Genomic DNA, 13,681 nt, shown 5'->3' with positions numbered 1-13,681 from the left:
TACGGATTTCTGGGTTGGATTGCGTCCAGCGTCAAGGGCAGCGTGCCAGACAGGCACCAGTTCTGATCCAACCGTGGACTAATGCGCACAAGAAACGCCCCGGGCCCGAGGATCCAAGGCGGTATCCTAATTTACAGGCGCGGATCAGGCTTCAAGCGACCGGCGCAGCATTTCGACATCCTCGGCGATCTGACCGTCAGTCAGCTTCAGCTCTTCAATGCGCTTGACGCCATGCATGACCGTCGTGTGATCGCGCCCGCCAAATCGGCGGCCGATCTCGGGCAGCGACCGGCTGGTCAACTGCTTGCACAGATACATCGCCACCTGACGCGGACGCGCGTAAGAACGCAGGCGCTTCGGGCCGATGATGTCAGAAAGCCGGATGTTGTAATACTCGGACACCTTCCGCTGGATCTCTTCAACGGTGATCTTGCGTTCCGAGGCGCGCAGCACATCCGCCAGACAATCCTGCGTCAGTTCCATGTCGATCTCGCGACCGACCAGTGACGCGAAAGCGAACAGACGGGTCAGGGCACCCTCCAGCACCCGAACATTGGTCGAGATGCGATGCGCCAGGAATTCCAGAACGCCATCGGCAATCGTCAGGTCCGGATAGGATGAGCTGTATTGCTGCACCTTGTTCTGCAAAATGCCCAGACGCAGTTCATAATCGGTCGGGTGCAGGTCAACCACCAGACCACATTGCAGGCGGGATTTCACCCGATCTTCCAGATCCTTGATCTCACCCGGGGCGCGATCGGCCGAGATGATGATCTGTTTGTTCTGATCCACCAGCGCGTTGAACGTGTGGAAAAACTCTTCCTGAGTGGAATCCTTGCCGGCGATGAACTGCACGTCATCAACCATCAAAACGTCAACCGAACGGAACAGGTGTTTGAAATCCATCATCCGACGCTCGCGCAGGGCCTGCACGAACCGGTACATGAACTGTTCCGCCGAAAGGTACAGAACGTTCAGTTCCGGATGTTTGGTTTTCAGCTCCCATGCGATGGCATGCATCAAGTGTGTCTTACCCAGCCCTACACCGCCGTACAGAACCAGCGGATTGAAGGTCACCGGCCCGCCCTCGGATACCCGACGCGCAGCCGCATGGGCCAGTTCATTGGGCTTGCCGACGACAAAACTGTCAAAGGTAAAGCGGGAATCCAACGGGGCGGCCTGAAGCGACTCCAATGTATCCTGCGCCGGGTCCTCACTCGGCGCTGCGACAGGTTCAGGCTTTGCCAACGGTGGCATATCGACAGCTGGCTTGGGTCGGGCAGGTGAGTTTGCGGCGACGCGGAAATCCAGACGCTGCACAGTTTCACCTGCGGTGTTCAGCTCGTATAAAATGAGGTCCGCAAAATTCTGGCTGACGTAATTGCCCATGAAGTTGGTCGGCACCGAGAAAACCGCCACGCCGTCCTGAAGCTCCTTGAATTCCAAAGGCTCGATCCAGGTCGTATAATTGTTCCGACCGATGGCCTTCAGCAACTTGTTACGCAGTAGTCCCCATTTCTCTTGTGTCATTAAGCGCCTCACGCATCCCATTCTTATTGGCCTGTCAGCCTTATTCATACGAAGCCGGTTCCCCGGTGTTGTATTCACACGCAATAGGTATCCAGTCGCCAAACCAGTCGGCTTGGCGGGACCATCCCGAAGAGCTCGGCAACCCCAGTTCTGACGCTCAGCAATAACGGAACGTCCCGAAAATCGGGTTGCACGTCGCAATCTCAATTTTTAGACAGGGCCAAGATCACCGGGTTTATTCCGGCTTCCATGGCAGATCGGCAGCCTGGCTCAAGCCAGTCGTCGACAATTGTCCCCTGATCGCTCTGATGCCCGTCAGTTCGATCGGGAAAACAGCCTGTCCCCCCAAGCGAGTGAATCGCTGACATCAGTCGTAGCAATTCCGAGAGGGGCGCGGCAACGAAACTCTGATATTGACTCGGGTCTTTGGGCGAAAGAATCTCTCGGTTTTGTGAAGGCGCGGTTTTCTGGCAACACGAAAAAAGGCGCCGTGATGTGCGGCGCCTTTTCAGAATGGTTCAGCCTTTCTGACGTGACCTAGGGTCACCCCAAAGCTTAGCCCAGTGCTTTGACGCGCGAGGACAGGCGCGACATTTTACGGGCAGCAGTGTTCTTGTGGAAAACACCCTTGGTGACGCCGCGCATCAGCTCGGGCTGAGCCGCACGCAGAGCAGCAGTCGCCGCGTCCTTGTCGCCGGATGCGATCGCTTCTTCGACTTTACGCAGATAGGTGCGGATGCGCGAACGACGCGCTTTGTTGATTGCAAAACGCTTTTCGTTCTGACGAGCGCGCTTTTTTGCCTGAGGCGAGTTTGCCATGTGAATCTGACCTTCGTTAGGTACGTTAATCTTGGGTTGCGCGCCACGGACATATCCGCACCGGATCAGAAATCACGAGTGTGAGTCGGGCCAAGCGGGCCGCACGCGCATGTATAACGAGGGTCTTTAGCCAAGTTCAAAGAGATTGCCAAGGTGATTCTTGGAACCATGGCCAAGAATATGGGGCGGGCTAAAGCCACCCGCCACACAAGTCCCGCGCTTTACTTGTCGCGGAATTGCGCTGTGCGCTTTTCCAGGAACGCGGCCATGCCTTCTTTCTGATCTTCGGTTGCGAACATCGAGTGGAAGACACGACGCTCGAACAACATGCCTTCACTCAGCGGAAGCTCGTAGCTGCGGTTCACCGCTTCTTTCGCGGCCATTGCGGTCAGCTGCGATTTCTCGGCAATCTTCTGCGCTGCGCTCACGGCTTCTTCGATCAGCTTCTTTGCCGGCACCACCCGGCTGACAAGACCCGCACGCTCGGCTTCGTCGGCATCCATGAAACGCCCGGTCAGGTTCATGTCCATCGATTTGGATTTACCCACGAACCGCGTCAGACGCTGACTTCCCCCCAGACCGGCAATGACGCCAAGATTGATCTCGGGCTGGCCGAATTTCGCGGTGTCCGCCGCGATGATGAAATCGCACAGCATGGCAAGTTCACATCCACCGCCCAGCGCGTAACCTGCAACGGCCGCAATGATCGGCTTGCGAATTGCGGTCACACGATCATTCGCATCAGCAAAAAGGTTGATGTTGTAGACGTCGACAAAACTCATCTCGGACATTTCCTTGATGTCCGCGCCGGCGGCGAAGGCCTTGTCCGATCCGGTTATCACGATGCAGCGCACCTTGTCGTTGCTGTCCGCATCTTCCAGCGCGGTGCAGAGCTCACCCAGCAACTGGGTGTTCAACGCGTTCAGCGCATCCGGTCGGTTGAGTTTGATAAGTGCGACGTGGTCTTCGATTTCGACGATGATCGTCTCAAAAGCCATGAGGAGAAAGCTTCCGGTTGTTCCGTTCAGGTACGATTCCTTACCACGCGAAAAACTTGGATCAAGCTATCTTTGGCATTGCGCACAATAGAAGGATGAGCGACCGGACTGGGTGATTCTCTTGATCGGCGCTCCGCACCCTTCGGTCCGGCAGGCCTCGCCCTCGCGGCCGTAGACATCAAACTTGTGCTGAAAATATCCAAGTTCTCCATCGGCTTGGCGGAAATCCCGCAGCGAAGACCCACCGGCTTCGATAGCGTCCTGCAACACCTGCCGGATGATCGGAACAAGCGCCGCCACGCGGGGCGCGGAAATCTGTCCGGCTTTGCGACGTGGCGACACTCGGCCGCGATAAAGAGCTTCGCAAACATAGATATTGCCCAGACCGGCAACGATTCCCTGATCCAGCAGGGCGGATTTGACAGGGGTGTTCTTGCCTTTGAACGCCCTGATCAGGTGCTGGTCGTGAAAATCGTTGCCCAAGGGTTCAGGCCCCAGAACCGACAGCAGCTTGTGATCTTCGGCGCTGGCCGTTTGCAACAGGTCCATCGCGCCAAACCGGCGGGGATCGTTGAAGGTGATGCGCGCGCCGTTGGCCATATGAAAGACCACGTGGTCATGTTTTTGCACGGCGGGATGGTCATGGACGAATTGCCCCAACGGGTCACCCGACACCGTCATCCGCCCCGACATACCCAGATGGATCAACAGCGTCTCACCGCTGCTGAGATCCGCCAGAATGTATTTCGACCGCCGCCGCAACCGCTCCACCCGCTGTCCGGTCAGCCGTTCGGCCATACGTTCAGGGAACGGCCAGCGCAGATCGGGGCGGTTCACATCAGCCCGTTCGATCACGACCCCTTCCATGGCGGGACTCAGGCCGCGTCTTACTGTCTCGACCTCAGGTAATTCGGGCATTACAGGGCTCCTAGTTCAAAGGGCCGCATTGTGCCCGCCTCCCTTGGCCCTATAACAGAGGCGAAAATCGACAAACGGCAAGGCAAATGTCCGACAACATCGACAAGACCACTCATTTCGGTTTCGAAACCGTCCCCGAGGCCGAAAAGGCCGGGCGCGTGCAGGGCGTGTTCAACTCGGTTGCCTCGAAATATGACGTGATGAACGATGTCATGTCGATGGGCATCCACCGGGTCTGGAAGGACGCGATGATGGACTGGCTGGCGCCACGCCCCGGCCAGCGGCTGCTAGACGTGGCCGGCGGTACGGGCGACATCTCATTCAGGTTCCTCAAGCGCGCGGGTCACGGCCACGCCACGGTGCTGGACCTGACCGAGCCAATGCTGATCGAAGGGCGGCAACGTGCCGAGGCAGATCAGATGTCGGACAGCCTGAACTGGGTCGTGGGCGATGCCATGGCCCTGCCCTTCGAAGACAATACATTCGATGTCTACACGATCTCGTTCGGCATTCGGAACGTCACCCGCCCGCAAGAAGCTTTGAACGAGGCTTACCGCGTGCTGAAACCCGGCGGCCGCCTGATGGTGCTGGAATTCAGCCAGCTGCCCAATGAGGGGCTGCAAAAGCTCTATGACCTTTACAGCTTCAACGTCATCCCGCGCATGGGAAAGCTGATCGCCAATGACTATGATAGCTATCAGTACCTGGTCGAATCGATCCGAAAATTCCCCGATCAGGAAACGTTTCTGAACATGGTTCGCGCCGCAGGTTTCGAAAACGCCAAATACCGGAACCTGAGCATGGGTATCGCCGCGCTGCATTCCGGCTGGAAGATCTGACACATGCGTGGTCCCCATAACATCATCCGCCTGATCCGCACAGGCGCCACGCTCGAGCGCACAGGCGCCATGAACGTGGTACTGGATGCGTTCGAAGCCCCGCGCGCCGTTCGCATTCTGGCCCACGCATTGGGCAAACCCTTTCAATGGCTTGGCTACAAAGGCGACCCCGGTATGCCGCCGGCCACGCGCGCCCTGACGGCGCTTGGCCCCGCCTATATCAAATTCGGGCAAGTGCTCTCGACCCGCCCCGACGTGGTTGGCGACGAACTGGCCGAGCAACTGCGCGTTCTGCAAGACAAACTGCCCCCTTTCTCCAAAGCCGACGCGATGGCCGAAGTCGAGAAAGAACTGGGTCAGCCGATCTCGGACATGTTCAGCGAATTCAGCGAACCGATTGCCGCAGCCTCGATTGCGCAGGTTCACAAGGCCAAGCTGACCAGCACGGGTGAGGATGTCGCGGTGAAAGTTCTGCGTCCGGGGATCGAACGCGCGTTCCGCAAAGATGTCGATGCGTTCTATTTCGCCGCCCGGATCGTCCAGCTCTTCGCCCCCGGCGCGCGCCGTCTGCGACCTGTGGAGGTGATCGAGCATTTCGACGGTGTCGTGCGCGGCGAACTGGATCTGCGTCTGGAAAGCGCGGCGGCCTCCGAATATGCGGCCAACACCAAGGGCGACACCGGCTTCTGGCTGCCGCCCGTTGTGTGGTCACTGTCCGCGCGGCGCGTAATGACGCTCAGCTGGGCGGACGGGATCGCGCTGGGTGACAATGATGCTCTGGATGCCGCAGGTCACAACCGCAATGATCTGGCCGAACGTGTCCTGCGCCTGTTCCTTCTGCATGCCCTGCGCGACGGCTTTTTCCACGCCGACATGCACCAGGGCAACCTGAAGGTGGCCGCGAACGGAGACATCATAGCCTATGACTACGGCATCATGGGGCATATCGATGAATACACGCGCCGGGTCTATGCCGAAATCCTGTTTGGTTTCATCCGGCGCGACTACAAACGCGTGGCCGAGGTGCATTTCGAAGCCGGCTATGTTCCCGCCAACCAGGACGTGGACGAGTTCGCACGCGCTCTGCGTGCCGTGGGCGAGCCGATCTTCGGCATGGACGCCACGCATATTTCCATGGGGCGGTTGCTGAGCTATCTATTCGAAGTGACCGAACGGTTCGGGATGGAAACACGAACCGAACTGATCCTGCTGCAACGCACCATGGTTGTCGTCGAAGGCGTTGCACGCTCACTCGACCCTCATATGAACATCTGGGAAGTCGCCCGACCCGTGGTCGAAGACTACATCAAACAGTCCATCGGCCCCCGGGCGGCCCTGCGTGATTTTGGGAAAACCGCAATGGTGCTGGCCCGCTTCGGCCCGCGTCTGCCGGCACTGGTCGAAAACGCACTGATCGCGCAGACCCAGAAGGACGAACCGCAGACGCCCACCTTTTGGTCCTTTGCTCTGCCCGCCACGATCGGCGCCGCAGCAGGTGCGGCGCTGGTCTTGCTGATCAACGCGCTCAGCTGAACCAACCCGCCTGCTTCATCTGGCCACAAATATCCTCGGGGGGAATCGCGCCCTGGCGCGATGGGGGGCAGACAGCCCCCCGCACCCCATCCGGGTCAGAGCCGCTCGATGGCGATGGCAATCCCCTGACCACCCCCGATGCACATGGTGATCAACCCTTTGGATCCGCCGGTACGTTCCAGCTCGTACAGTGCTTTCAGCGTGATGATCGCACCCGTGGCCCCCACCGGATGCCCCAACGCAATCGCACCGCCGTTGGGGTTCACCTTGCTCGCGTCCAATCCAAGCTCCTGATTCACGGCCAGAGCCTGCGCGGCGAAGGCTTCATTGCTTTCGATCACGTCGAAATCTTCCGCTGACAGGCCCGTCTTCTTCAACAGGTTTTGCACTGCCGGAACTGGACCGATGCCCATGACTTCCGGCCGCACGCCTGCATGCGCATAACCAATCACACGCGCCTTCGGTTTCAAACCGGCCCTTTCGGCCGCATCCGCTGTCGCCAGCACCATCGCCGCCGCGCCGTCATTGATGCCCGAGGCATTGCCGGCTGTCACACGCCCGTCCTTCTTGAACACCGGGCGCAGACCGGCCAACGCTTCGGCGGTCGTCGCCTTTTGATGCTCGTCGACTTTGAAATCGACCATGTCCCGCTTGACCTTGACCTGTACCGGAGTGATCTGGCTGTCGAAGTAACCGGCCTCGATCGCCGCTGCCGCACGTGTCTGGCTGACCAATGCGAACGCATCCATCTGCTCGCGGCTGATCTGATGCTCATCCGCCACGTTTTCGGCCGTCACCCCCATATGTCCTGTGCCGAAGGGGCAGTTCAACGCACCCAGCATCATGTCCAGCGAGGTGACGTCGCCCATCTTCGCGCCCCAGCGCGCCTGCGGAACGATGTAGGGGCTTCGTGACATGCTTTCTGCTCCGCCTGCCACCGCAAAGTCAGCATCGCCCAGCATCAGGGACTGAACGGCTGACACGATCGCCTGCGCGCCGGATCCGCACAGGCGGTTCACGTTCATGGCCGGCGTACCATTGGGAATGCCCGCCTGCATGGCGGCGACGCGCGACAGATACATGTCACGCGGTTCAGTGTTGATCACATGACCGAACACAACATGCCCGATCTGCGCCCCCTCAACCCCCGATCGCTCAAGCGCCGCTTCGGTCGCGACAGTGGCCAGATCAATCGGCGCGGTTGAAGCCAGCGCACCACCAAAGGTGCCAATTGCGGTGCGGGCACCGTCGAGAATAACGATATCGCTCATGAGCTACTCCTCCTGAATTTCGCTGCATTATGCATGCGCAGAATGGCACTGTCGCCCCAAACGTCCCGTCACGGCGGGAATTGACATTGCGTTGCACACCCCCCATGGATTCCGTCATGACGGAAGACACAGACGATATCCTGAACCTCCTGCCCGCTCGCCTGAAAGAGGCACGCCGGGCCAAAGGCCTGTCCCTGGAAGCGGTCGCCAATCTCAGCGGTGTGTCCCGGTCCATGGTCAGTCAGATCGAACGCGGCGAAAGCAGCCCGACGATCTCGACCTTGTGGAACCTGACACGCGCCTTGCAGGTGGATTTCGCCGGTCTCTTGGAGGGCACAAAGGCCACGGACCAGATCGAGGTACTCAGAAACTCCGAAGTGCCCAGCATCGACAATATGGGGCAGAACTGCCGAATTCGCATCCTGTCACCACCGGAAGAGGCCGGGGGTCATGAAGTCTATGATATCGAATTTGACGAGGACGGGGCCCTGAACAGCCAACCCCACGCCCGCGGTGCCCGTGAACAGCTCACCGTGCTGGAAGGTGCGGTCAAAGTCACTTCAGGCAATGCGGTGTCCGAGTTGAACCAGGGGGACACGGCCCGATACGCCGCCGACATTGCGCATTCCATCTGTGCCCAAGGGCCAGCCCGAGTATTTCTGATCGTAAAAAACGCCTGACATCCGCGAAATTCCGCCTTCACGGATATTTTTCCTTCATATTGAATTTCCCCTATTTGGGAATTTCATCCGCTATGTTAGATGTGCGACTCAGTTGAACGGAGGTCGCCATGGCAGATGCATTCCTGTCCCATATCACGGACACACTTGCGCAGATCGAATCTGAGGGTCTTTACAAACGCGAACGAATGATCACCTCGCCTCAGGGCAGTGAGATCACCGTGGGCGGCAAGCAGGTGATCAACCTCTGTGCCAACAACTATCTGGGTCTGGCGGATCACCCGGCGCTGATCGAGGCCGCAACTCAAGCGATGGGGCCCAAAGGATTCGGCATGGCGTCGGTTCGGTTCATCTGTGGCACGCAAGACATTCACCGCGAACTGGAACAACGTCTTGCCAATTTCCTGAACAAGGACGACTCCATCCTTTTTGCCGCCTGTTTCGACGCCAATGGCGGGTTGTTTGAACCTCTGCTGGGACCGGAAGACGCCATCATTTCAGACAGCCTGAACCACGCCTCGATCATCGACGGCGTGCGGCTGTGCAAGGCCAAGCGCTATCGCTACATGAACAATGACATGAACGACCTCGAAGCCTGGCTGAAACAGGCGCGCGAGGACGGGGCACGGCATATCATGATCGCCACCGATGGCGTGTTCTCGATGGACGGCTATCTGGCCAACCTGCCGAAAATCAGGGAACTGGCCGATAAATACGATGCGATTGTCATGGTGGACGATTGCCATGCGACCGGCTTCATGGGGCCGAACGGGGCTGGCACACCCGATCATTTCGGCGTCGATGTGGATATTCTGACGGGAACCTTGGGCAAGGCACTCGGGGGGGCAATCGGCGGCTATATCGCCGGGCCGCAGCCAGTGATCGACCTGCTGCGGCAGCGGGCGCGGCCCTATCTGTTCTCAAACTCGCTGCCGCCCTCGATCGTCGCTGCAGGGTTGGAAGCGATCCGCCTGGTCGAAGAAGGCGACATGCTGCGCGCGCAACTGTTTGGAAACGCCAAGTATTGGCGCGCTGGGCTGGAAAAGCTTGGCTTTGACCTGCTGCCCGGGGAACACCCGATCATCCCGGTGATGCTGGGTGAGGCGACGCTGGCACAAGACATGGCATCACGGCTGTTCGACGAAGGCGTCTATGTTTCGGGCTTCTTCTTTCCGGTCGTCCCACGCGGGCAAGCGCGGATCAGAACGCAGATGAATGCGGCTCTGACCAGGGATGAACTGGACCGCGCCCTGTCCGCATTTGGCAAGGTCGGCAAAGAGCTGGGGGTCATCGAATGATCCTTCCATCGGTCATCGATGTGATCGGCGACACCCCCATGGTCGAACTGTCGCGCGTGTGTGCCCAGCAGAAGCTGAGCGGGCGTATCATCGCCAAGCTTGACTATTTGCTGCCGGGATTTTCGAAAAAGGACCGCGCGGCGAAGTCCATCATCGAAACGGCGCGCGCAGACGGGACTTTGTCACCGGGGCAGACGGTGGTCGAGCTGACCTCAGGCAACATGGGCACCGGCCTGGCGATTGTCTGCGGCATTCTGGGGCACCCGTTCGTGGCAGTCATGAGCGCGGGGAACTCGGTCGAACGCGCCCGCATGATGCGCGCGTTGGGCGCCGAGGTGGTGATCGTCCCCCAGGCCCCCGGCAGCAAACCCGGCGAAGTCTCTGGGGCCGATCTTGAACTGGTCGATGTCGAGGCGAAACGCATCACGACCGCACGCAACGCGTTTCGTGCGGATCAATTTGGCCATTCGGGAAACCCCAAGGCTCACGAAACCGGGACCGGGCCCGAGATCTGGGCGCAATCCGAAGGCACCGTCACGGCATTCTGCGACTTTGCAGGATCGGGTGGAACGCTGGCCGGAGCGGCAGAGTATCTGAACCGGCACGGCGTGCGGTGCTATGCCGTGGAACCTGCGGGCGCGCGCGCTTTGGCCGGTGAGCCGGTTTCGACCCCGGACCATCCCATTCAGGGCGGCGGTTACGCCATGGATGATCTGGTGCATTTGAAGGATAGCCGATTGGCAGGACACCTAGCTGTTTCGGGGAAGGCCGCGCGGGATTGCACCCGGCTTCTGGCCCGGACCGAGGGGATATTCGCCGGCTATTCGGCAGGCGCGAATCTTGCCGCGGCAATTGAACTGCTGCGCGGCCCCGAAGAAGGCGGCTGTGTCGCCATCGTCATGTGTGACAGCGGCCTGAAATACCTGTCGACCGATTTGTGGGAGTAAACATATGCGACCCAATACAATGAAAGCACTGGAAAAATCCAAACCCGAAGAAGGGTTGTGGATGGTGCAGGCCCCGATCCCCGAAATTGGCCCCGATGATGTGCTGATCCGTATCAAAAAGACGGGTATCTGCGGCACCGACATCCATATCTGGAACTGGGATGAATGGGCGTCTCATACCGTGCCGGTTCCTATGATCACTGGCCATGAGTTTGCCGGAGAGATCGTCGAGATCGGGCGCAACGTGACAGGGCTTGAAATCGGCCAGCGATGCTCGGGCGAGGGTCATCTGATCACCACCGACAGCCGTCAGAGCCGCGCCGGAAAGTTTCACCTGGATCCGGGAACCCGGGGTATTGGAGTGAACGAACAGGGCGCATTTGCCGAATATCTGAAACTGCCTGCCTTCAACGTGGTGCCCTTGCCCGACGACATACCGGATGAGATCGGGGCCATCCTCGATCCGCTGGGCAATGCGGTGCATACCGCCCTCAGCTTTGATTTGCTGGGCGAGGACGTTCTGATCACGGGTGCGGGCCCCATCGGCATCATGGCCGCTGCAGTCGCTCGTCATGCGGGTGCACGCAACGTGGTCATCACCGACATCAACGCAGACCGATTGAAACTGGCCGAACATGTGGTTCCCTCGGTGCGGACCGTCGATGTCTTCACGGAGGACTTGCAGGGCGTCATCGCCGAGCTTGGGATGAAAGAAGGGTTCGATGTCGGGCTTGAAATGTCCGGCTCGCAAGCCGCCCTGGACCAGATGGTCGAAGCCTTGGTGATGGGTGGAAAGATCGCGTTGCTGGGGATTCCCCCGGGCAAATCTCCGGTTGACTGGTCGCGCATCGTGTTCAAGGCGATCACGATCAAGGGGGTCTATGGGCGAGAGATGTTCGAGACGTGGTACAAGATGATCGCCATGCTGCAAAACGGTCTGGATGTGTCCCGCGTGATCACGCACCGCTTTGCGGTTGATGATTTCACCAAAGGGTTTTCCGCGATGAGATCAGGCCTGTCCGGCAAGGTTGTTCTGGACTGGACCTAACGCGCTGGAAAGTTGCACCCTCAGCCCCTAGACAGGTGCAGAACTTGCACAAGGGAGGCATGAGATGGGCGAGAACAAAGACGATCGTCTGTTGCAACGGGGGGTCGAAGACACCCTGGTCACTGATTTCGCCGAAACGCACCGCAAAAGCTATGGCGACTTCCTGCAACTGAAGACGCTGCTGAACCTGCAAAAAACCTTTCAGGACCCCGCACAACCTGACGAGATGCTGTTCATCATCATTCATCAGGTCAGTGAGCTGTGGCTGAAACTGATGCATCACCAACTGGTCGAGGTGCGTCGGTTCCTGCAACAAGATGAATTCGGACCCGCCATGAAAAACCTCGACCGCATCAAGGCCATTCAACGGCAATTGATTGCGGCCTGGGAAACCCTGCTGACCATGACGCCGGCCGACTATATGACGTTTCGGCAGGCCCTCGGCAACTCTTCCGGGTTTCAAAGCTATGGGTACAGGCAGATCGAATTCATTCTAGGCAACAAGGATGCATCGACCCTGAAAGTGCACGAGCATGATCCCGAGGTGATGGAGATGCTGAACGCCGCCCTGACCAAACCGTCCCTGTATGACGAAGTGTTGCACATGCTGGCCCGACAGGGGTTCGACGTTCCAAGGGATTTGATCGAGCGGGACTACTCTGAACCCTATTCCGGTGATCCGCGCGTGGTTCAGATCTGGGTCGACGTGTTCCGCAACACGGACAAGTATTGGGATTTGTATGCGCTGGCAGAAAAGCTCATGGATGTGGAAAGCCTGTTTCAACGCTGGCGCTTTGACCACGCCACCGCGGTTGAACGTGTGATCGGAATGCAACCCGGTACCGGAGGTTCCAGCGGCGTGGCTTTCTTGCGAAAGGCACTTGAGTTGCGGTTCTTCCATGACCTCTATGATGTGCGGACGGAACTGATGTACAGCGGGCAGGGCTGAGCCATGCTGTATCGCGGATTTTCACAAGCCGAACTGGAGCGGGAATACTCTCCCAGTTCGATGATCGGTGGCGACCTGACCCCCTATCTGACCAGCTATCAAACGCTGAGTGCGCAAGCCCGTGCCGAATTGCCCGTCCAGGCCAACCTGGCCTATGGCGACGCCCCGGCCCAGGTGCTGGATTTCTTTCCCGCGAAGGGGGCCGACGCCCCGTTGCATGTCTTTGTTCACGGTGGGTATTGGCAGGATCTCAGCCAGCGCGAATCGGCCATGATGGCCCCGGCGCTGATCGAAGCCGAGCAATCCTTTGCCACCTTGAACTACACGCTCGCCCCGGATGCGCGGCTGGATCAAATGGTCGACGAATGCCGCGACGCCCTTCTGTGGCTTGCGTCACAGGCCGAGGCACTGGGATTCGACCCGACGCGGATCACCTTGTCAGGGCACAGTGCCGGCGCTCATCTGGCAAGCATGGTCATGGCGACCTCGGCCGGCGCATTGGCCCGTGCCGGGCTGCGTGTGCGTGACGTGCTTCTGATCAGCGGTGTTTATGATCTGGAACCCATCAGTTTGACGTCCGTGAATGATCCGCTGCACCTGACCCCGGTCGAAGTGAACGATCTGTCCCCGATCCGCAACCTGCCCCCACCGGGCCCCCGCTATCATGTTTCAGTGGGGGAACGGGACACCGGCGAATTCATTCGACAAAGCCGCGACTATGCGGAACGGCTGCGCAAGGCCGGGCACTCGGTCAGCTTTGCCTTGAAACACGGAATGCACCATTTCGACATCATCCTGCATTCCGGGACATTCCTGCCCGACACGCAATGAGGCATTTTTTCAAACAAAAA

At 59.1% G+C, this 13,681-nt stretch carries 13 protein-coding genes; 8 read left to right on the top strand and 5 right to left on the bottom strand.

The genetic code is table 11. The annotated features are described in order from the left end of the window. Positions 1-144: 144 nt before the first annotated feature. The 4 genes from dnaA to mutM all read right to left on the bottom strand — a co-directional run bounded on the left by dnaA (position 145) and on the right by mutM (position 4,265). Positions 145-1,530, bottom strand: a complete 1,386-nt coding sequence (gene dnaA / locus GOW60_RS17685; protein ID WP_171230301.1) for a chromosomal replication initiator protein DnaA — start codon at positions 1,528-1,530, stop codon at positions 145-147. A gap of 555 nt (positions 1,531-2,085) precedes the next feature. Beyond that, positions 2,086-2,349: a 30S ribosomal protein S20 gene (gene rpsT, locus GOW60_RS17680; protein WP_152459792.1), complete on the bottom strand. Its 264-nt coding sequence runs from the start codon at positions 2,347-2,349 to the stop codon at positions 2,086-2,088. Positions 2,350-2,570: 221 nt separating this feature from the next. After that, positions 2,571-3,347, bottom strand: coding sequence for an enoyl-CoA hydratase (locus tag GOW60_RS17675; protein WP_117870917.1), 777 nt, complete (start codon positions 3,345-3,347; stop codon positions 2,571-2,573). Positions 3,348-3,413: 66 nt separating this feature from the next. Beyond that, positions 3,414-4,265: a bifunctional DNA-formamidopyrimidine glycosylase/DNA-(apurinic or apyrimidinic site) lyase gene (mutM, locus tag GOW60_RS17670; RefSeq protein WP_171230300.1), complete on the bottom strand. Its 852-nt coding sequence runs from the start codon at positions 4,263-4,265 to the stop codon at positions 3,414-3,416. 86 nt (positions 4,266-4,351) lie between these two features. Here mutM and ubiE point away from each other — a divergent pair, with 86 nt between their 5' ends. Both ubiE and ubiB read left to right on the top strand, forming a co-directional pair. Continuing rightward, positions 4,352-5,104, top strand: coding sequence for a bifunctional demethylmenaquinone methyltransferase/2-methoxy-6-polyprenyl-1,4-benzoquinol methylase UbiE (ubiE, locus tag GOW60_RS17665; protein ID WP_171206363.1), 753 nt, complete (start codon positions 4,352-4,354; stop codon positions 5,102-5,104). 3 nt (positions 5,105-5,107) lie between these two features. Then, positions 5,108-6,637: a 2-polyprenylphenol 6-hydroxylase gene (ubiB, locus tag GOW60_RS17660; protein ID WP_171230299.1), complete on the top strand. Its 1,530-nt coding sequence runs from the start codon at positions 5,108-5,110 to the stop codon at positions 6,635-6,637. Between the two features lie 95 nt (positions 6,638-6,732). On the opposite strand, the gene GOW60_RS17655 is transcribed toward ubiB, so the two are convergent. After that, positions 6,733-7,908, bottom strand: coding sequence for an acetyl-CoA C-acyltransferase family protein (locus GOW60_RS17655; protein WP_171230298.1), 1,176 nt, complete (start codon positions 7,906-7,908; stop codon positions 6,733-6,735). A 116-nt stretch (positions 7,909-8,024) separates the two neighbouring features. Between GOW60_RS17655 and GOW60_RS17650 the strand changes: the two genes are divergently transcribed. The 6 genes from GOW60_RS17650 (at position 8,025) to GOW60_RS17625 (ending at position 13,661) form a co-directional block, all read left to right on the top strand. Further along, complete coding sequence (locus GOW60_RS17650) at positions 8,025-8,588, top strand: helix-turn-helix domain-containing protein (RefSeq protein ID WP_171171757.1); 564 nt, start codon at positions 8,025-8,027, stop codon at positions 8,586-8,588. Between the two features lie 110 nt (positions 8,589-8,698). After that, positions 8,699-9,886: a glycine C-acetyltransferase gene (locus tag GOW60_RS17645; protein ID WP_171230297.1), complete on the top strand. Its 1,188-nt coding sequence runs from the start codon at positions 8,699-8,701 to the stop codon at positions 9,884-9,886. After that, complete coding sequence (locus GOW60_RS17640; RefSeq protein ID WP_171230296.1) at positions 9,883-10,833, top strand: PLP-dependent cysteine synthase family protein; 951 nt, start codon at positions 9,883-9,885, stop codon at positions 10,831-10,833. Before GOW60_RS17645 ends, GOW60_RS17640 begins: the two co-directional genes overlap by 4 nt. A gap of 19 nt (positions 10,834-10,852) precedes the next feature. Next, complete coding sequence (gene tdh / locus GOW60_RS17635; RefSeq protein WP_171230365.1) at positions 10,853-11,881, top strand: L-threonine 3-dehydrogenase; 1,029 nt, start codon at positions 10,853-10,855, stop codon at positions 11,879-11,881. Positions 11,882-11,945: 64 nt separating this feature from the next. Next, on the top strand, positions 11,946-12,830 hold the full coding sequence (locus tag GOW60_RS17630; RefSeq protein ID WP_152459784.1) for a tryptophan 2,3-dioxygenase: 885 nt from the start codon (positions 11,946-11,948) through the stop codon (positions 12,828-12,830). A 3-nt stretch (positions 12,831-12,833) separates the two neighbouring features. After that, positions 12,834-13,661 carry an alpha/beta hydrolase gene (locus tag GOW60_RS17625; RefSeq protein ID WP_171230295.1) on the top strand — a complete coding sequence of 276 codons (828 nt, stop codon included), beginning with the start codon at positions 12,834-12,836 and terminating at the stop codon, positions 13,659-13,661. Positions 13,662-13,681: the final 20 nt, after the last annotated feature.

The sequence above is a fragment of the Ruegeria sp. HKCCA4008 genome, from assembly GCF_013033125.1.
GTDB lineage: Bacteria > Pseudomonadota > Alphaproteobacteria > Rhodobacterales > Rhodobacteraceae > Ruegeria.
Note: the sequence above shows the minus strand (reverse complement) of the source record. Positions and strands in the feature narration are given on the sequence as shown.